This is a genomic window from Thermicanus aegyptius DSM 12793, assembly GCF_000510645.1.
In the GTDB taxonomy this organism is placed as follows: domain Bacteria; phylum Bacillota; class Bacilli; order Thermicanales; family Thermicanaceae; genus Thermicanus; species Thermicanus aegyptius.
In genome coordinates this window covers 3,074,540-3,091,668 of record NZ_KI783301.1, presented here as the reverse complement: position 1 = coordinate 3,091,668, position 17,129 = coordinate 3,074,540, and the positions used below count along the sequence as shown (strand labels likewise).

Genomic DNA, 17,129 nt, shown 5'->3' with positions numbered 1-17,129 from the left:
CGTGGGAGAGGCGGAGATCGCCTGCCGCATAAAAACAGAACTTTCGGGTACCGGAGTGCTTCCAAGTATCCCGCGGTTTGAACCATGTGAAGTGTCAAAAGATCGATCCGTCAAAAGATGTGGAATGAGGAACTTTTCCCTCTGCAGAAAAAATTCCGGTATGGTATACTGAAAACAGAGATTCCAGGAGACGCGGAGGAGGAAATGGGTAAAGAACGTCTAAAAAAAGAGAGGGGGAAAGTAATCCCCCTCGTCCTTAATGCAGAGTTTTATTATCAAAAAGCCATGCAGGCGATGAAGAAAAAAGATTATGGGAATGCTCTGCGTTATTTTCGGCGAACGGTGGAATTGGAACCGGAGAACCCTGTAAATCACTGCAATTTGGCAGGAATTTTGGCGGAAGTAGGCCGTTTCGAAGAATCAAATCGGATCCTTCATTATATATTGGAGCAACTCTCCCCCGATTTCCATGAATGTAACCTTTTCTTGGGACATAACTATGCCAGCATGGGGGAATATTCCTCATCAAAGAAGTATGCGCTCCGTTACCTCGAGAAAGAACCGGAAGGAGAGTATGTGGCGGATGCAGAGGAACTTCTTGAATACCTGGCGGAGGTTTCGGGAGAAGAAAACGAGGAAGAAGAAGGAGTTTTTTCTCCCGAATTTGAAGAACATGAGGAGGCCAGGAGACTGCTGGGAAAAGGGCGATTTAAAGCGGCCCTTAAGAAACTTCAGGTTTTGGTGAAGAGGGATCCCTTCTTTTTACCGGCGCGAAACAATCTCTCCCTCACCTATTACTATTTGGGGCAGGTGGAAGCGGCCATTCATGAGGCGTATCGCGTTCTTGAACTGGACCCCCAAAACCTTCACGCCCTGTGTAATCTGTCCATCTTCTTCAAAAACGTCGGGGAAGAGGAAAAGGGAAAAAAGCTGGTCGAAGGACTGGCGAAGGTATACCCCATTCCACTGGAATTAGGCTATAAATTGGCGACCACCATGGGATTCCTTCAAGAAGATGAAACAGCATACCGCCTATTCCGCCATCTCTATCGATTGCAAGGGGAGACACTGCCTCTCCTCCATTTATTGGCCGTTTCTGCGTATAATCAAAACAAATGGGCCGACGCGAAATACTGGTGGGGAAGGCTATACACGTATGAGGAAGGAAAAGAAATTGCCGCCGCCTACCTTTCTCTTCTTCAGGGAGGGGATAAAGAGAGACGCCTCAGTTATCGCTATCCCCCTGTTTTGCCGAAAAAGGAAGACGAAAGGCAAAAGAGAGCAAACATGGAGGGAAACGGACACTCCCGTATTTCCTTGCTATGGGGCCTTCATTTCGGAGATGAGAAGGTAAAAAGGGAAGCGATTGAGCTTTTGGGAAAATTGGGAGGCAGAGTGGTAGAAACGAACTTTCGGGACCTGCTCCGCGATAGGGAAGAAGATCGGGGAGCAAAAGAGAGAATCCTTGCGATGCTGGTGCAAATGGGGGCTCCGTTGCCGATTGAGATTCGTCTGGGAAGCACCCTGTTTCGCTTGGTTTCATATCCCAAATTGGAGTTTCTCTTTCTTCGCCTCACGGCTATTGACCGAATGGAGCAGATTTTCCAAGCGCAAGGGGTGAAGTTCTCCGGGAAAGCCAGGAAAAGATTGCGGCAATGGTACTATTCCCTCTTTTACATGGATGCGGAAAGGCTTCTCCAGATCCGTAAATGGGAAGCGTTGGCAGCGGCACTGGAATATGTGTTGCTCCATGAACAGCAAAAAATTGGCAAGAGCAAATTGGCTGCCCGTTACGGCATTGCTCCGGCTACGTTAAACCGGTATTTGAAGAATATTTTCGAATACTAGACATTTCATGGTGGGAAGAGTAATATAGGAGGAGACCATTATATCGGTAAAATTCGATTTAATGGGAGTATGTTGGTTAGGAGGGAAGAATAGATGACCGATCAAATTTATGATGTGATTATTGCGGGAGCTGGACCTGCCGGGATGTCTGCCGCCGTTTATACCTCAAGGGCAAATATGAGCACGCTCATGATAGAAAGAGGGATCCCGGGCGGGCAGATGGCCAACACCGAGGAGATTGAAAATTACCCCGGATATGACCATATATTAGGTCCTGATCTTTCCAACAAGATGTTTGAGCATGCGCAAAAGTTTGGGGCCAAATATGAATATGGGGAGATTACAGGTGTGGAGGATCACTATGAATATAAGCTGGTGAAGACCACGAACGGAGAATATAAGGGTCGCGCCCTGATCATTGCCACGGGAGCCGCTTCCCGTCGCTTAGGTGTCCCGGGGGAAGATAAATTCGCAGGGCGGGGCGTTTCCTGGTGTGCCGTCTGTGACGGTGCATTTTTCAAGAATAAGGAAGTTGTGGTGGTGGGCGGAGGGGATTCCGCCGTCGAGGAAGGAGTTTACCTCACCCGTTTCGCCAATAAGGTGACCATCGTCCATCGCAGGGATCAGTTTAGAGCGCAAAAGATTCTGCAAGACCGGGCATTCTCCAATCCGAAGATTGAAGTGATCTGGGATACTGTGGTGGATGAGGTTCTTGGGGATCAAAAGGTTTCCGGAGTGCGGCTGAGAAATGTAAAGACAGGGGAGAAGAAGGACTATCCCTGCGATGGGGTGTTTATCTATGTGGGGATGGACCCCCTCTCCAAACCTTTCCAAGATCTAGGGATTACCAATGAACAAGGGTATATTCTCACCGATGGAGAGATGCGGACGAAAATACCCAGAATTTATGCCGCGGGAGATGTGCGCGAAAAGACACTGCGCCAGGTCGTGACCGCCACCGGCGACGGGAGCATAGCCGCCATTTCTGCCCAGCATGATGTGGAATCCTTGTTGGAGGAGATCAAAGAAAAAGCGGTTAAATCGTAACGCTTTGAAACCAACTTTTTAACTTTCTGTAATATGGCTGAAATATTTATGGGGTAAAGTAAAGATAATCAAATTGACCCCCTTAAATATAAATTTGATTGCGCAGGTGTTTCGCCTGCGCCTTTTTTTTGCCTCTGAGGAAGGGTCGTCTGCCTTGTTGTTCTCAACCTTGATAAGTGGTATGCTAAGGAACAGAGGTGAAGATTCGCGTGCAACGTGTAAGCAATTGTCTCATCTTGGATGGAAAAGGAAACGATGAACGAATCCTGATGTTGGAAAAGCCTCGCAGGGGTTGGTGGTATCCCCCTGGAGGGAAGATGGATGAAGGAGAGACCATTTTAGAGACTGCCGTACGGGAGGCTGAAGAAGAAACCTCTTTAACCCTTGTCCGCCCCCAATTGAGGGGGGTCTTTACGATCCGGATTGAAGAAAATTCCATCCCCATCAATGAATGGATGCTTTTTACTTTTTTGGCCAGAGAGTGGCGCGGCGAGGTTCGGCAGGGAACCCACGAAGGGACGTTGCGATGGATTGAGAGGGAAAAGGTGAGTACTCTGCCTATGCCGGAAGGGGACCGGATCATTTTGCAGAAAGTGCTTTCTGAAAAGGGGATGTGGATCGGGAGATTTGTTTATACCCCCGATTATGAGCTGATTCGATATGATCTGCAACAGGGGTAAAGAAGAGGAAAAGGAGGGATCTCTGTGCAGAAGGTAATACAATTGTTAATAATTACCGGAATGTCCGGGGCAGGGAAAACGATTGCGGTTAAATCGTTTGAAGAGATGGGTTACTTCTGCATTGATAACCTTCCGCCTGTGTTGGTTTCTAAATTCGCAGAACTGATTAAGCATTCGGAGGGGAAGATCGACCGGATTGCCTTGGTGATCGATTTGAGGGGGAGAGAATTTTTTGATTCTCTCTTCACCGCTTTAGCAGAGTTGGATGAGATGGGTGTCCCTTACCAAATCCTTTTCCTCGATGCGAGTGACGAGGTTTTGGTTCAGCGTTATAAAGAAGCCAGAAAAAAACATCCCCTCGCATTAGAGGCAACACCGATCGAAGGGATCAAAAGGGAAAGGCGCTTGCTCAGCGAGCTTAAGGGAAGATCCCATCATGTGATCGATACTTCCCGCCTAAAACCGGCGGAATTGAAGGAGACGCTCATACAGCGTTTTGGGGGAGGCGATCATGCCGGGAATAATTTGTCGCTTCACATCGTCTCGTTCGGATTTAAATATGGGATTCCGATTGACGCCGATCTCGTATTTGACGTCCGTTTTCTCCCAAATCCCCATTATGTTCCTGAGCTTAGGCCCCTTACCGGTTGTGATGGCGAAGTGGCCCAGTATGTGCTAAAATGGACGGAAACGCAACAATTTTTGCAGCGTCTGACCGATTTTCTTCGTTTCCTTCTCCCCCACTATAAACGGGAAGGGAAGGGACAGTTGGTGGTGGGGATCGGATGCACCGGCGGCAAGCACCGTTCGGTCACCATCGCAGAGGCTTTAAAAAACGCATTTGAAGGTGAATATCCGGTCCGGACCATGCACCGGGATATGGATAAAGATAACTAGAGAGAAATAGAACCTTAAACGAGAGGTGTTCCATGAAACCGGGAATACAACAGGAGAAGGCGCCAAAGGTTGTCGCCGTAGGCGGAGGGACCGGGTTGTCCGTCCTTTTGCGGGGTCTTAAAGAATTTCCTTTCTCTATTACGGCGATCGTTACGGTTGCCGATGATGGAGGGAGTTCCGGTCGCCTGCGGAAGGAGATGCAGATTCCCCCTCCCGGCGATGTCCGCAATGTTTTACTCGCCCTTTCCAATGTGGAGCCGTTATTGGATCAATTGCTCCAATTTCGCTTCAACCATGGGGGAGAGTTGGACGGACATAATTTGGGAAATCTCTTGATCGCGGCGATGACGGAAATCACAGGGGATTTCGTCTCTGCGATTCGGGAGTTGAGCCGGGTCTTGGCCGTACGGGGCGAAGTTCTTCCCTCTGCCTCTGAGCCTCTTCACTTGGGAGCGATCATGGAAGATGGAACCACCGTCATGGGAGAATCGCTCATTCCGCTGGCGGGGAAACGGATTTCTCGCGTCTTTATTGAACCGGCCGATGCTCATCCATTAAAGGAAGCGATCGAAGCGATTCGGGATGCGGATCTTGTCATCGTGGGCCCAGGGAGCCTGTACACCAGTATATTGCCCAATCTTTTAGTCGGGGGGATTACGGAGGCGATAAAGAACTCCCGGGCGAAGAAAATCTTTATCGTGAATCTCATGACCCAACCTGGCGAGACAGACCATTACACGGCTTCCGATCATCTTCGTGCGGTTCACGATCATGTGGGCGACTCTTTCTTCGATTATATCCTGGTAAACAACGGAAAGATTCCCTCCCATGTCTATACCAAATATTTGGAGAAAAATCAGGAAGTGGTCCGCTATGATCAAGATTCCCTGTCCAAATCGGGATATAAGGTGATTGTTGAAGATTTTCTCCTCTATGATGCTTTACTTCGTCACAACGCTAAAAAAGTGGGGGAGACGCTGATGAAAATCCTTCGAAGCGGGGAATAGGGGGGATCATGATGTCTTTTGCTTCGCAGACAAAAAAGGAGTTGACCCGGATCCCATTGGAACCGTGCTGCCAAAGGGCGGAACTATCGGCCATGATCAAGATGAATGGCTCCCTTCATCTCCATCTCCATCGGATGATCCTCGATATCACCACGGAAAATGCAGCAATTGCCCGGAGGATTTATACCTTGCTCAAGGAGAGATTTGGAATCCAAGGAGAGGTGCTGGTTCGGAAGAAGATGCGTTTAAAGAAGAACAACACGTATATCATCCGAATACCCGACCGCGCTGAGGAAGTGATGGAGGAACTAGCCCTGATTGATGAACAATTCCAGCTAAAGGATGAGATCGATGCGGAGGTGATCCAAAATGCTTGCTGCAAGCGATCTTATCTCAGAGGGGCCTTTCTGGCAGGAGGGTCCGTCAACTCCCCCGAGTCCAATTCATATCATCTGGAGATCTTCACGGCGGAGGAGGAGCATGCACGAAGCCTTCTTCGCTTGACGGAACATTTTGGGCTAAATGCCAGGCTTCTCAGGCGAAAAAAGGGGTTTATCCTCTACTTGAAAGAAGGGGAGAAAATAACCGAGTTTCTCAATATCATCGGGGCCCATTCGGCGCTGCTCCACTTTGAAGATGTAAGGATCATGAAGGATATGAGAAATTCGGTCAACCGCTTGGTAAACTGTGAAACAGCCAATCTGAATAAGACGGTCTCCGCCTCCATGAAGCAGATTGAGGCGATTCGGAGAATTGAAGAAAAGATCGGCCTCGACCAACTGCCGAAGCGCCTCCGGGAGGTGGCCGAATTGCGTCTTTCCCATCCGGATATGAATTTGGCGGAGCTGGGACAGCTCCTTCCCGGTGGGCCGGTAAGCAAATCCGGGGTTAATCATCGATTGAGAAAAATATATGAAATCGCTCTCAAGATGGAAGTTACAAAGGATCAAAAAATGGTATAATAAAAACATCTACTTTTGAACTGGGGGAAGGGAACATGATGGAGAGAAGAGTAACTGTGCGTTTAAAGACGGGTCTGCAGGCCCGACCGGCCGCCCTCTTCGTTCAAGAGGCGAACCGATATAAATCGGAGATTTACGTGGAGAAGGATGGAAAAAGAATCAATGCGAAAAGCATCATGGGGGTGATGAGCTTGGCCGTTGCCTCCGGGAGTGAAATCATCTTGGCAGCAGAGGGAGCCGACGCGGAAAAAGCTCTGGATGCCCTTGCTTCCCTTGTAAGCCAGGAGAATTACACTCCCCGTTAAGAAAAAAGACCACTAGCAGGATTGCTAGGTGGTTTTTTTGTTTTTTAAGAACCTCCCATCTCCCCGATGAATACCCATAGGATAGAGTATATCGTTTTTACCCCCTTCCCCTGTTGGGGAGTAAAAGATGGGAGGTTAATGGAGTGCAGATCGTTGTCGTACACCAGGGAGATTCCCTTTGGACGATCGCCAGACGTTTCGGAGTTTCGGTGGATGAAATGGTCCAAGCCAATGCGTTGACTCATCCGGAGCGCCTTGTCCCGGGGCAAGCCCTTTTAGTTCCGCAGAAGAATATTCATCGGGTACAGCCCGGCGAATCGCTGTGGTTGATCGCAAGAAGGTATGGCGTTTCTTTGGATTCTCTGCTTCAAATCAATCGGATTGAGGATCCAAACCGGATCATGCCGGGAATGTCCATCATTATTCCTGAGAAGGAAAAAATGGAGATTGAGGTCAATGCTTATCTTGAGCCTTCCGGAACGGAAAGGGATGTCCAGATCGTCAATGAAGTGGAAGGCTTTTTAACCTACCTTAGTCTATTTAGCGCCCATGTGGAGGAAAGCGGCGGGCTTTCACCTCTGCAGGATATGCGGGCGTTGGAGGCGGTTCGTGATTCACAGGCCATTCCCATGTTGGTGATAACCAATTTCCGAGCAGGCACTTTTTCTCCGGAGTTGGCCCATGCCATCTTTTCCAGTGATAACGTGCAGGATCGCCTCATTGAGAATGTGCTCCGCCTCTTAAAAGCAAGAGGATATCGGGCTCTTCAGGTCGATTTTGAGCATATCTTTCCGGCGGATCGGACCGTCTATAACCGCTTTTTGGAACGGATTGCCGGGCGCCTGCATGCGGAGGGATATCTTCTTTCCACCGCCCTGGCTCCTAAAACGAGCGGTGCGCAAGTGGGTACCTGGTATGAAGGACACGATTATCCGGCCCATGGGCGGATTGCCGATTTTGTGGTGATCATGACCTATGAATGGGGTTGGTCCGGCGGTCCGCCGATGCCGGTTGCCCCCATCCCGCAAGTGAGGCGGGTTCTTGATTATGCGGTTTCCGTCATACCGCGGGAGAAAATCTTAATGGGTGCGCCCCTTTATGGGTATGATTGGACCCTGCCCTATGTTCCCAGCGGTGCGTTTGCTCGTGTGATTAGCCCTGTGGAGGCTGTGGACCTGGCTGCCCGTGTCGGGGTGTCGATTCAATATGATGCCACTGCTGAGGCGCCCACCTTCCGTTATTATGACCGGGAAGGAAGGGAGCATGTGGTTTGGTTCGAAGATGTCCGAAGCATGCAGGCAAAGTTTAACCTGGTGAAAGAGTACCGCTTGCGAGGGATCAGTTTTTGGAAATTAGGGGGAGCGTTCCCGCAAAATTGGACCCTTCTTGCCGATCAGTTTCGGATTCGGTCCAAAAAATAACGGATCAGGGACGCGCTTCAAGATTACGAAGCGATGAAACGACGGTGAAGCGGGTGACGGAAGCCAAAGGATGATAAAACAAAAAGGGGCATCTCCATCGATTTGCCCCTTTTGCTATGCGATTCCGTCAATGTTTGGCCCGTATATCGGTGGGTCGGGTAATTACGCTGTCGATGAGGCCGTAATTTTTCGCTTCTTCTGCACTCATGAAGTGATCCCTGTCCGTATCCAGCTCGATGCGAGAGAGGGGTTGCCCGGTCCTTTCGGATAAAATTCGGTTTAACTTATCCCGCATCCTCAAGATTCGTTTCGCAGCGATTTCAATATCGGTCGCTTGCCCTTGAGCTCCACCTAACGGCTGGTGAATCATGATTTCACTGTTGGGGAGAGCAAAGCGCTTTCCAGGAGCTCCGGCAGCTAAGAGAAACGCCCCCATGGAAGCCGCAAGACCGATGCAGATGGTGGAGACATCCGGCTTAATGTACTGCATGGTGTCGTAGATGGCCATTCCGGCGGTGATGGAGCCTCCGGGGCTGTTGATATAGAGGGAGATATCTTTCTCCGGATCTTCCGCTTGTAGAAAGAGCAGCTGGGCTACCACGAGGTTGGCCACATGATCATTAATCTCTGTTCCCAGGAAGATGATCCGGTCTTTCAAGAGACGGGAGTAAATATCATAAGCTCGTTCGCCTCGATTCGTCTGCTCAATCACGGTTGGAATCAATGCCATTTTTTAGCCTCCTCTTCGTTCTGTGCGCTTTCGCTATCGGGTTTATTGCATAGTACAAGGTTTGTTACGGGAATAGAATATCCCTCGGTTATTTTTATATTACTACAAAGGTCAAAAAAGGTCAAATACGAGGTTTGACGAAATGGTGAGTAAAGATTGTAAATAAACAGAATCATACGACTAGATTTGTCGAGGAGCAGGATTAAGGCTTTGGATTGGAGAAAAACTATGAAAAGGAAAGAGGAGGCGAAAGAGTGATCCACCGATCCGATATTCTGAAATTGATCCAGAGCGGAGAAAGGGTTTATCTTACCTTTTTTGATGGGGAAGGGAGTTCTTGGACCTTGGGAGGGAGAATTCTGCAGCTCATTGAGGAAGCGATTATCTTTCGTGTCCGGACGGGTGGGGATATGGACCGCATGCTGGTCATCTACCTGAATCGAATTAGAAGTTTAGAAAAAAAAGCGGGGTCCCGTTATGTAAGTTAAACAATCCGCTCTATTATGTATGGTGCACCCGGAGGGAATCGAACCCCCGCGCTTGGTTCCGGAGACCAACGCTCTATCCACTGAGCTACGGGTGCAATTCAAACAGCAAAGTTTATTATAAGGGATGAGAGATAAAAAATCAATGATAAAACGCATTGTAAATTTTTCTATCCTCCTTGTATTTTTTCATTGATTGGGATATGATAAAAACGGTAAAGGCGGAAAAGATTCGCCGTATATTTTTGCTTGGCGCGGGACATAAAACGTCACACGGGACTATATACGTCCAGAGGGTGGGTGATATGTGGAAGCTGTTGGAATCCATATCCAAGATTCATCCCGAATTTATCGACCTGGTACGAAGACGTCTGGAAATTTTACAAAGCGTAGAGATTCACCAACCGATTGGCCGTAGATCTTTGGCTCGGCAGTTAAATCAGACCGAGCGGATTTTACGGAGCGAAGTGGAGCTTTTGGAACGGCAGAAATTGATCCAGATCCACCCGGCCGGCATGTACCTGACCCGGGAGGGAAAGAAAGTTCTCAATCAGATTTACCCCGTTATTTTGCCCTTTTATGGGCTAAATGATCTGGAAGAGATGCTGAAGAAAGAGCTGCAAATCGAAGAGGTTTATATGGTTCCCGGCGACTCCGGCCAATCAGAAGAGGTAAAAAGGGAAATGGGCCGCATAGCCGGCTACTATCTAAAAAATAATATTCTTGCCACGGATCGCATCGCGATTACCGGAGGGACCTCCATGGCAGCCTTGGCGGAGATGGTGGAAGTGGAGCACCTTTATCCTGATGTGATGGTTTGCCCGGCACGCGGCGGTTTGGGGGAAAGGGTGGATACGCAGGCCAATACGATTGCCGCTCAACTGGCGAAACGCTTGGGGGGCTCTTATCTACTTTTGCAGGTGCCGGACCAGTTAAGCAAGGAGGCTTACCAATCTCTTTGTGAAGAACCCTATGTTCGAGAACGCGTGGAAGAGATACAAAAATCCCGGCTGGTTTTTCATGGGATAGGGGATGCGATCACCATGGCCAAACGGCGGGGGGCAAGCTCCGAAATCCTTGAGCTTCTTAAGGAAAAAAAGGCGGTTAGTGAGGCATTTGGAGTTTATTTTGATGCGGAGGGAGAGATGGTTTACCAGATGCCTACAATCGGGCTCCGCTGGGAAGACTTAAAAGGAAAGCGATGCATTGCCATCGCAGGCGGCACACATAAAGCCGAAGCGATTCGTTCACTAGCCAAGACGAAAATTTTTCAAGTTTTAATTACCGATGAAGGGGCGGCCAGGGCGATCTTACACGCTTCTGATTCGCCTACATCATAAACCAATATACTTATAAGGAGGGTTTTGAAATGATTAAAGTAGGGATTAATGGATTTGGACGCATTGGGCGCAACGTATTTCGGGCGGCTTTGGAAAGGGATGATTATGAGATCGTTGCGGTGAACGATTTGACGGATGCGAAAATGTTGGCTCATCTCCTGAAATACGATTCTGTCCATGGGACGCTCCCGGATCCGGTCGAGGTGGAAGGAGATGGGTTTATGGTCCGCGGTAAGAAAGTTAAGGTGATTGCCGAGAGAGATCCTGCCAATCTGCCGTGGAAGGAACTGGGCGTCGACATTGTCATCGAGTCGACAGGCCGCTTCACCAATGCCGAAGATGCGAAGAAGCACCTGGCGGCAGGGGCCAAAAAAGTGATCATTTCCGCTCCGGCCAAGAATGAGGATATTACCATTGTCCTTGGGGTAAATGAGGAGAAATATGACCCCGCCACCCATCACATCATCTCCAATGCTTCCTGTACCACCAACTGTTTAGCTCCGGTGGCGAAAGTGATTCATGAAAAATTCGGGATCGTCCGCGGCCTCATGACCACCGTTCACTCCTACACCAATGACCAACAGATCCTGGATCTCCCCCATAAGGATTACCGCCGTGCCCGGGCTGCCGCCGAGTCCATCATTCCCACCACCACCGGCGCCGCAAAAGCCGTTGCCCTTGTTCTTCCTGAATTAAAGGGGAAATTAAACGGATTTGCCATGCGCGTTCCTACTCCGAACGTTTCTGTGGTTGACTTGGTCGTTGATCTGGAAAAGGAAGCAACGGTGGAAGAGATTAACGCTGCGCTTAAGGCGGCCAGCGAGAATGAACTAAAAGGGATCATGGATTATAATGAACTTCCCTTGGTCTCAAAGGATTACAACCACTCCTCCGTCTCCTCCACCGTCGATGGATTGTCTACCATGGTGATTGAGAACAAGATGGCAAAAGTTGTCGCTTGGTATGATAACGAGTGGGGCTATTCCAACCGGGTGGCCGACTTGGTCGGTTATTTGGTGAAAAAAGGTCTTTAAAGCGAAATAGGAAAAGATTGCCATATTCGTTCCGTTCAAGTATAATGAATGGGGGAGGAGGGGCTTCCCTCTTCCCCTTTTCTCGGATGACCATCCATTGGGCGATTAATCCATAGGAAATGGAGAGAGTTGAATGAATAAAAAAAGCATTCGGGATGTAGATGTGAAGGGGAAACGGGTTTTTTGCCGCGTTGACTTTAATGTTCCTTTGGAAAACGGCGTTATCACCGACGATACCCGCATCCGGGCAGCTCTACCCACGATTCGATACTTACTGGATCATGGAGCCAAGCTTATCTTAGCCAGCCATCTGGGCAGGCCGAAGGAGGGGAATTTGGAGCCGTTTCGCCTTACTCCGGTGGCAAAGCGCCTGTCGGAACTGCTTAACCAACCGGTGAAAAAGGCAAATGAGGTTACGGGTCCGGAAGTGGAAGAATTGGTCAACGGCTTGAAAGAGGGCGAAGTTCTCCTGCTGGAGAATGTCCGTTTTCATCCCGGTGAGACGAAGAATGACCCGGCGCTGTCCAAAGAGCTGGCCTCCTACGCCGACCTGTTCGTTAACGACGCCTTTGGGAGTGCCCACCGGGCCCATTCCTCCACAGCGGGAATCGCTTCCTATATTCCTGCCGTGGCCGGCTTCCTGATGGAAAAGGAGATTGAAACCATCGGCAAAGCGTTAACTTCTCCCAAGCATCCCTTTACGGCGATTATCGGTGGGGCGAAGGTAAAGGATAAGATCGGCGTGATTGAAAATTTGTTGGACAAGGTAGATCACCTCCTCATCGGAGGGGGGTTGGCCAACACCTTCATTAAGGCAAAGGGTTACTCGGTGGGCGCCTCTCTCTATGAAGAAGAGAAAGTAGAAGTTGCCAAAGAACTGATGGCAAAGGCAGAGGCGAAGGGCGCCTCCTTCCTTATCCCGATCGATGTGGTGGTGGCAGATTCCTTCTCCAATGAGGCGAAAAGTAAAGTGGTTCCCATCGATTCCATTCCGGAAGGATGGCAAGCCTTAGATATCGGTCCTGAGACGGTGAAACGATATGCGGATGTGATTAAGAGCTCCAAACTGGTCATATGGAATGGCCCCATGGGCGTTTTTGAAATGGAGAATTTCGCAAAGGGCACCTTCGCCGTGGCGAAAGCCTGCGCCGAAAGCGATGCCGAGACCATCATCGGCGGCGGGGATTCGGTGGCTGCTGTGGAGAAAGCGGGATTGGCCGAGAAAATCTCCCACATCTCCACGGGAGGGGGCGCCTCCCTTGAATTTATGGAAGGGAAAGAATTACCCGGCGTCGCCGTTCTGGAAGAGAGGGATAGGTGATCTCATGAGAAACCCGATGGTAGCCGGAAATTGGAAGATGCATAAGACCGGGGAGGAAGCCAGGGAGTTTCTTTCCGCCGTTAAAGAGTCCGTCAAAGGAGAAACGGTAGAGGCGGTGCTCTGTGCGCCCTTCACGGCTCTTCCTCCCCTAAGGGAAGCATTGGGGAGGAGCCATGCTTCGATTAAGCTTGGTGCCCAAAATATGCATTGGGAAGAAAAAGGGGCATATACAGGAGAGATTAGCCCTTTGATGCTGCAGGAATTGGAAGTGGATTATGTGATTTTGGGGCATTCGGAACGGAGAGCCTACTTTCATGAGACCGATGCGGAGATCGAAAAAAAAGTCTTTTCGGCCTTTGCCCATGGGCTTACTCCCATCCTCTGCGTGGGAGAAACATTGGCGGAGAGGGAGAAGGGAGAGACGGAGCAGGTGATCTCCCGGCAACTTCAAGGTTTGAAGAATTTCCCAAAGGAAAAAATCAGCTCCCTCGTCATCGCCTATGAACCGGTCTGGGCGATCGGCACTGGGAAGACCGCCTCTGCCGAAGAGGCGGCCCGGGTGATCGGATGGATCCGGAGACAAATCTTCACCCTGGTCAGCGAGGAAGTATCCCGTGAGGTTCGCATTCTTTACGGGGGCAGTGTGAATGCGGAAAACATCGATCAATTTATGGCAGAAGAAGAGATCGACGGGGCATTGGTGGGCGGAGCCAGTCTGAAACCGGAGAGCTTTGTGAAAATGGTTGAAATAGCTGGAAGGAGAAAAGGAAGATGAAGCGACCAAAACCTCTTGCCTTAATCATTCTAGATGGCTTCGCCCTTCGGGACGAAAGGCATGGGAATGCGGTGGCCCAGGCAAAAAAACCAAATTTTGACCGCTACTGGGGCACGTATCCCCATACCACCCTGGGCGCGTCGGGCATGTCGGTCGGCCTGCCGGAAGGGCAAATGGGGAACTCCGAAGTAGGGCATCTTAATATTGGGGCAGGAAGGATTGTTTATCAGGATTTTACCCGGGTGACGAAGGAGATTCAGGAGGGGGATTTTTTTCGAAATGAAGTTCTCCTAAAGGCCGTCACCCATGTAAAAGAGAGAGAAGGACGAGCCCTTCATCTCTATGGACTTCTTTCGGACGGGGGAGTTCATTCCCACATTAGTCACCTCTTCGCCTTGTTGGAGTTTGCTAAGAGGAATGAGGTGAAGGAAGTATACCTCCATGCGTTCCTCGACGGACGGGATGTGGCTCCTGATTCGGCCGTGGGCTATATTGAACAGACCCTTGCGAAGATGAAAGAATTAGGGGTCGGAAAATTCGCCACCGTGCAAGGAAGATATTACGCCATGGACCGGGATCGCCGATGGGAGCGGACGGAGAAAGCTTACCGGGCGATGGTTTATGGAGATGCCCCCCATTATCGGGACCCTATCCAAGCGGTCAAGGACTCCTATGAGAAATCGGTATATGACGAGTTTGTCATGCCGGTCGTCCTCGTCGATGAGAAGGATCAACCCGTTGGCTTGGTGAAATCGGGGGATTCCGTCATCTTCTTTAACTTCCGGCCTGACCGGGCGATTCAGATCTCCCAAGCGTTCACCAATAAGGATTTTCGCGGGTTTGACCGGGGTCCGGGGGCGCCTCAAGACCTCTTCTTCGTTTGCTTGACGAAGTTTAGCGATCTGGTAGACGGGTATGTGGCTTATCAGCCTACCAACTTGGATAACACGATGGGAGAAGTCCTGAGCCAGAACCATTTAACCCAGCTCCGCATCGCCGAAACGGAAAAATACCCCCATGTCACCTTTTTCTTTAGCGGCGGAAGGGAGAAAGAATTCCCGGGAGAAAAGAGGGTTCTCATTCCTTCTCCAAAGGTGGCCACCTATGACTTAAAACCTGAGATGAGCGCCTATGAAGTAGCGGATGCTTGTGTAAAAGAGATCGAAGGGGAAACCCCGGACGTGATCATTCTCAATTTTGCCAATCCCGATATGGTAGGCCATTCCGGGAAATTGGAACCTACCATTCGGGCGGTGGAAGCGGTGGACGAGAACCTGGGAAAGGTGGTAGAGGCTGTCTTACGGAAGGGAGGAATTGCCCTGATCACCGCTGACCATGGGAATGCCGAAATGGTGCTTGATGACCAGGATCAACCGGTTACCTCTCATACCACCAATCCTGTTCCTTTCATCATCACGAAGGAGGGGGTCGAACTCCGGGAGGACGGAGTTTTGGCCGATTTATCCCCTACGATGCTTGACCTTTTATCCATTCCTCAACCTGAGGAAATGACGGGTAAAACCCTCATTCTCCATACCAAAACCAAGGAGTGATTGAAATGGCTGTCATCGAAGAGGTATATGCGAGGGAAGTGCTCGACTCCCGGGGCAACCCGACGGTGGAAGTAGAAGTACATCTGGAATCAGGGGCCCGGGGCCGCGCCATTGTTCCTTCAGGGGCTTCTACCGGTGCCCACGAAGCGGTGGAGCTCAGGGACAAAGGGGATCGTTATTTGGGCAAAGGCGTTCTTAAAGCGGTAGAACATGTGAATGAAGTGATCGCCCCTGAACTGATCGGCATGGAGTCCTTGGACCAGGTGGGAATTGACCGGGCCATGATTGATTTGGATGGGACCCCGAACAAGGGGAAACTGGGAGCCAACGCGATCCTCGGGGTCTCTTTGGCGGTGGCCCACGCTTCTGCCAACGACCTGGATATCCCCCTCTACCTTTACCTGGGCGGGTTTAATGCGAAGACCCTTCCAGTTCCCATGATGAATATCATTAATGGAGGAAAACACGCCGATAACACCATCGATTTTCAGGAGTTTATGATCCTCCCTGTCGGGGCTGATTCCTTCCGTGAGGCCCTTCGCATGGGAGCAGAGGTTTTCCACCATTTAAAATCGGTACTGAAAGGAAAAGGGATGAATACCTCGGTTGGCGACGAAGGCGGATTTGCCCCCAATCTCCGTTCCAGCGAAGAGGCGATCGAAACGATCCTGGAGGCCATCCAAAAAGCCGGTTACGAACCCGGAAAGCATGTCTACATCGGGATGGATTGCGCTTCTACCGAGCTTTATAAAGAAGGCTTGTACCGTTTTGAAGGAGAAGGGATCACCCGCTCTTCCGAGGAATTGGTCGCCTACCTGGAAAGTCTGGTCAACCGCTATCCCATCCTCTCCATCGAAGACGGATTGGCAGAAGACGATTGGGACGGGTGGAAACTCCTCACCGATCGCTTAGGCTCCAAAGTACAGCTGGTGGGAGATGACCTCTTTGTCACCAATACGGAACGGCTTAAACAAGGGATTGACGCACGCACAGCCAACTCGATCCTGATTAAGGTAAACCAAATCGGCACGTTGACGGAAACCTTTGATGCCATTGAAATGGCAAAACGGGCAGGATATACCGCGATCGTTTCCCACCGTTCCGGCGAAACGGAGGATGCCACCATCGCGGATATTGCCGTCGCCACCAATGCAGGCCAGATTAAGACAGGCGCCCCTTCCCGTACCGATAGGGTCGCCAAGTACAACCAACTCCTCCGCATCGAAGATGAGCTCTCTCTCTTGGCACAATATGCGGGGATGAGCGCCTTCTACAATTTAAGAAGTTAAATGAGAAGAGGAATCCTTGAAGTGACCGACCGCCTATGATATAATCAACCTGCTTGTGAAGGTTCGGCATTTCAAGGGGGTGGAAAGATGGCAACCTTCTTTACAATCCTGTTACTTATCGACGCAATTGCGCTTATCGCCGTGGTCCTTCTGCAACAGGGAAAAAGCGCCGGACTCTCCGGAGCGATCGCCGGTGGAGCCGAGCAGCTCATGGGAAAACAGAAGGGTCGCGGGATTGATCGGCTGCTTCATAATATTACCCGCATCTTGGCCGGACTCTTTATGGTTCTGGCCGTGGTGGTTGGTTTTTTCCTCAAGTAGAATCGTTCGGTTTGAATCCCAACAAGTGCACGAGGTGGAGGGAACCCCCTTCACCTCTTTTTCATCTTTTTATTCTTCACGGAGAGAATATAGGTATCTTACACCCGGAGGATG

Annotated in this window: 17 protein-coding genes and 1 tRNA gene; 16 read left to right on the top strand and 2 right to left on the bottom strand. The window is 50.1% G+C overall.

Features of this window, described 5'->3' with window-relative positions; translation table 11 throughout:
- Positions 1 to 204 precede the first annotated feature (204 nt).
- From THEAE_RS0116535 to THEAE_RS0116500, 8 genes are all read left to right on the top strand, one after another.
- Positions 205 to 1,848: a tetratricopeptide repeat protein gene (locus tag THEAE_RS0116535; RefSeq protein ID WP_169730002.1), complete on the top strand. Its 1,644-nt coding sequence runs from the start codon at positions 205 to 207 to the stop codon at positions 1,846 to 1,848.
- A gap of 93 nt (positions 1,849 to 1,941) precedes the next feature.
- Complete coding sequence (gene trxB / locus THEAE_RS0116530) at positions 1,942 to 2,895, top strand: thioredoxin-disulfide reductase (protein ID WP_005588360.1); 954 nt, start codon at positions 1,942 to 1,944, stop codon at positions 2,893 to 2,895.
- Positions 2,896 to 3,104: 209 nt separating this feature from the next.
- Positions 3,105 to 3,575 carry an NUDIX hydrolase gene (locus THEAE_RS0116525; RefSeq protein WP_028988196.1) on the top strand — a complete coding sequence of 157 codons (471 nt, stop codon included), beginning with the start codon at positions 3,105 to 3,107 and terminating at the stop codon, positions 3,573 to 3,575.
- Positions 3,576 to 3,593: 18 nt separating this feature from the next.
- Positions 3,594 to 4,472, top strand: coding sequence for an RNase adapter RapZ (rapZ, locus tag THEAE_RS0116520; protein WP_028988195.1), 879 nt, complete (start codon positions 3,594 to 3,596; stop codon positions 4,470 to 4,472).
- A gap of 32 nt (positions 4,473 to 4,504) precedes the next feature.
- Complete coding sequence (locus THEAE_RS0116515) at positions 4,505 to 5,479, top strand: gluconeogenesis factor YvcK family protein (protein WP_005588358.1); 975 nt, start codon at positions 4,505 to 4,507, stop codon at positions 5,477 to 5,479.
- 11 nt (positions 5,480 to 5,490) lie between these two features.
- Positions 5,491 to 6,441 carry a DNA-binding protein WhiA gene (whiA, locus tag THEAE_RS0116510; protein WP_028988194.1) on the top strand — a complete coding sequence of 317 codons (951 nt, stop codon included), beginning with the start codon at positions 5,491 to 5,493 and terminating at the stop codon, positions 6,439 to 6,441.
- Between the two features lie 35 nt (positions 6,442 to 6,476).
- On the top strand, positions 6,477 to 6,746 hold the full coding sequence (locus THEAE_RS0116505; protein ID WP_005588357.1) for an HPr family phosphocarrier protein: 270 nt from the start codon (positions 6,477 to 6,479) through the stop codon (positions 6,744 to 6,746).
- Between the two features lie 143 nt (positions 6,747 to 6,889).
- The gene (locus THEAE_RS0116500) at positions 6,890 to 8,167 is read left to right on the top strand and encodes a glycoside hydrolase family 18 protein (protein ID WP_005588356.1); all 1,278 of its coding nucleotides are present in this window, start codon (positions 6,890 to 6,892) and stop codon (positions 8,165 to 8,167) included.
- 127 nt (positions 8,168 to 8,294) lie between these two features.
- Here the strand turns inward: THEAE_RS0116500 and clpP are convergent, their stop codons facing one another.
- Positions 8,295 to 8,897, bottom strand: a complete 603-nt coding sequence (gene clpP / locus THEAE_RS0116495; RefSeq protein ID WP_028988193.1) for an ATP-dependent Clp endopeptidase proteolytic subunit ClpP — start codon at positions 8,895 to 8,897, stop codon at positions 8,295 to 8,297.
- A gap of 254 nt (positions 8,898 to 9,151) precedes the next feature.
- Here clpP and THEAE_RS0116490 point away from each other — a divergent pair, with 254 nt between their 5' ends.
- The gene (locus THEAE_RS0116490; protein WP_005588354.1) at positions 9,152 to 9,385 is read left to right on the top strand and encodes a hypothetical protein; all 234 of its coding nucleotides are present in this window, start codon (positions 9,152 to 9,154) and stop codon (positions 9,383 to 9,385) included.
- Positions 9,386 to 9,405: 20 nt separating this feature from the next.
- Here THEAE_RS0116490 and THEAE_RS0116485 read toward each other — a convergent pair.
- Positions 9,406 to 9,480 (bottom strand) — tRNA-Arg (locus tag THEAE_RS0116485).
- 207 nt (positions 9,481 to 9,687) lie between these two features.
- Here THEAE_RS0116485 and THEAE_RS0116480 point away from each other — a divergent pair.
- The 7 genes from THEAE_RS0116480 (at position 9,688) to secG (ending at position 17,015) form a co-directional block, all read left to right on the top strand.
- Positions 9,688 to 10,722 carry a sugar-binding transcriptional regulator gene (locus tag THEAE_RS0116480; protein ID WP_028988192.1) on the top strand — a complete coding sequence of 345 codons (1,035 nt, stop codon included), beginning with the start codon at positions 9,688 to 9,690 and terminating at the stop codon, positions 10,720 to 10,722.
- Between the two features lie 29 nt (positions 10,723 to 10,751).
- Positions 10,752 to 11,756, top strand: a complete 1,005-nt coding sequence (gap, locus tag THEAE_RS0116475; protein ID WP_005588352.1) for a type I glyceraldehyde-3-phosphate dehydrogenase — start codon at positions 10,752 to 10,754, stop codon at positions 11,754 to 11,756.
- A gap of 133 nt (positions 11,757 to 11,889) precedes the next feature.
- Positions 11,890 to 13,077 carry a phosphoglycerate kinase gene (locus THEAE_RS0116470; RefSeq protein ID WP_028988191.1) on the top strand — a complete coding sequence of 396 codons (1,188 nt, stop codon included), beginning with the start codon at positions 11,890 to 11,892 and terminating at the stop codon, positions 13,075 to 13,077.
- A 4-nt stretch (positions 13,078 to 13,081) separates the two neighbouring features.
- Positions 13,082 to 13,852, top strand: a complete 771-nt coding sequence (gene tpiA, locus THEAE_RS0116465; protein WP_028988190.1) for a triose-phosphate isomerase — start codon at positions 13,082 to 13,084, stop codon at positions 13,850 to 13,852.
- Complete coding sequence (gpmI, locus tag THEAE_RS0116460; protein WP_028988189.1) at positions 13,849 to 15,405, top strand: 2,3-bisphosphoglycerate-independent phosphoglycerate mutase; 1,557 nt, start codon at positions 13,849 to 13,851, stop codon at positions 15,403 to 15,405. Before tpiA ends, gpmI begins: the two co-directional genes overlap by 4 nt.
- A 5-nt stretch (positions 15,406 to 15,410) precedes the next feature.
- The gene (eno, locus tag THEAE_RS0116455; RefSeq protein ID WP_028988188.1) at positions 15,411 to 16,694 is read left to right on the top strand and encodes a phosphopyruvate hydratase; all 1,284 of its coding nucleotides are present in this window, start codon (positions 15,411 to 15,413) and stop codon (positions 16,692 to 16,694) included.
- Positions 16,695 to 16,781: 87 nt separating this feature from the next.
- Positions 16,782 to 17,015 (top strand): preprotein translocase subunit SecG, encoded by a 234-nt coding sequence (secG, locus tag THEAE_RS0116450; protein WP_028988187.1) that lies wholly within the window; start codon positions 16,782 to 16,784, stop codon positions 17,013 to 17,015.
- Positions 17,016 to 17,129 lie beyond the last annotated feature (114 nt).

What these genes read in the sequence shown, in the direction of transcription:
- THEAE_RS0116535 (WP_169730002.1), top strand. Translation starts at nt 205, where the DNA reads ATGGGTAAAGAACGTCTAAAAAAAGAGAGGGGGAAAGTAATCCCCCTC.
- trxB (WP_005588360.1), top strand. Translation starts at nt 1,942, where the DNA reads ATGACCGATCAAATTTATGATGTGATTATTGCGGGAGCTGGACCTGCC.
- THEAE_RS0116515 (WP_005588358.1), top strand. Translation starts at nt 4,505, where the DNA reads ATGAAACCGGGAATACAACAGGAGAAGGCGCCAAAGGTTGTCGCCGTA.
- whiA (WP_028988194.1), top strand. Translation starts at nt 5,491, where the DNA reads ATGTCTTTTGCTTCGCAGACAAAAAAGGAGTTGACCCGGATCCCATTG.
- THEAE_RS0116505 (WP_005588357.1), top strand. Translation starts at nt 6,477, where the DNA reads ATGATGGAGAGAAGAGTAACTGTGCGTTTAAAGACGGGTCTGCAGGCC.
- clpP (WP_028988193.1), bottom strand. Translation starts at nt 8,897, where the DNA reads ATGGCATTGATTCCAACCGTGATTGAGCAGACGAATCGAGGCGAACGA.
- THEAE_RS0116480 (WP_028988192.1), top strand. Translation starts at nt 9,688, where the DNA reads ATGTGGAAGCTGTTGGAATCCATATCCAAGATTCATCCCGAATTTATC.
- gap (WP_005588352.1), top strand. Translation starts at nt 10,752, where the DNA reads ATGATTAAAGTAGGGATTAATGGATTTGGACGCATTGGGCGCAACGTA.
- THEAE_RS0116470 (WP_028988191.1), top strand. Translation starts at nt 11,890, where the DNA reads ATGAATAAAAAAAGCATTCGGGATGTAGATGTGAAGGGGAAACGGGTT.
- tpiA (WP_028988190.1), top strand. Translation starts at nt 13,082, where the DNA reads ATGAGAAACCCGATGGTAGCCGGAAATTGGAAGATGCATAAGACCGGG.
- gpmI (WP_028988189.1), top strand. Translation starts at nt 13,849, where the DNA reads ATGAAGCGACCAAAACCTCTTGCCTTAATCATTCTAGATGGCTTCGCC.
- eno (WP_028988188.1), top strand. Translation starts at nt 15,411, where the DNA reads ATGGCTGTCATCGAAGAGGTATATGCGAGGGAAGTGCTCGACTCCCGG.
- secG (WP_028988187.1), top strand. Translation starts at nt 16,782, where the DNA reads ATGGCAACCTTCTTTACAATCCTGTTACTTATCGACGCAATTGCGCTT.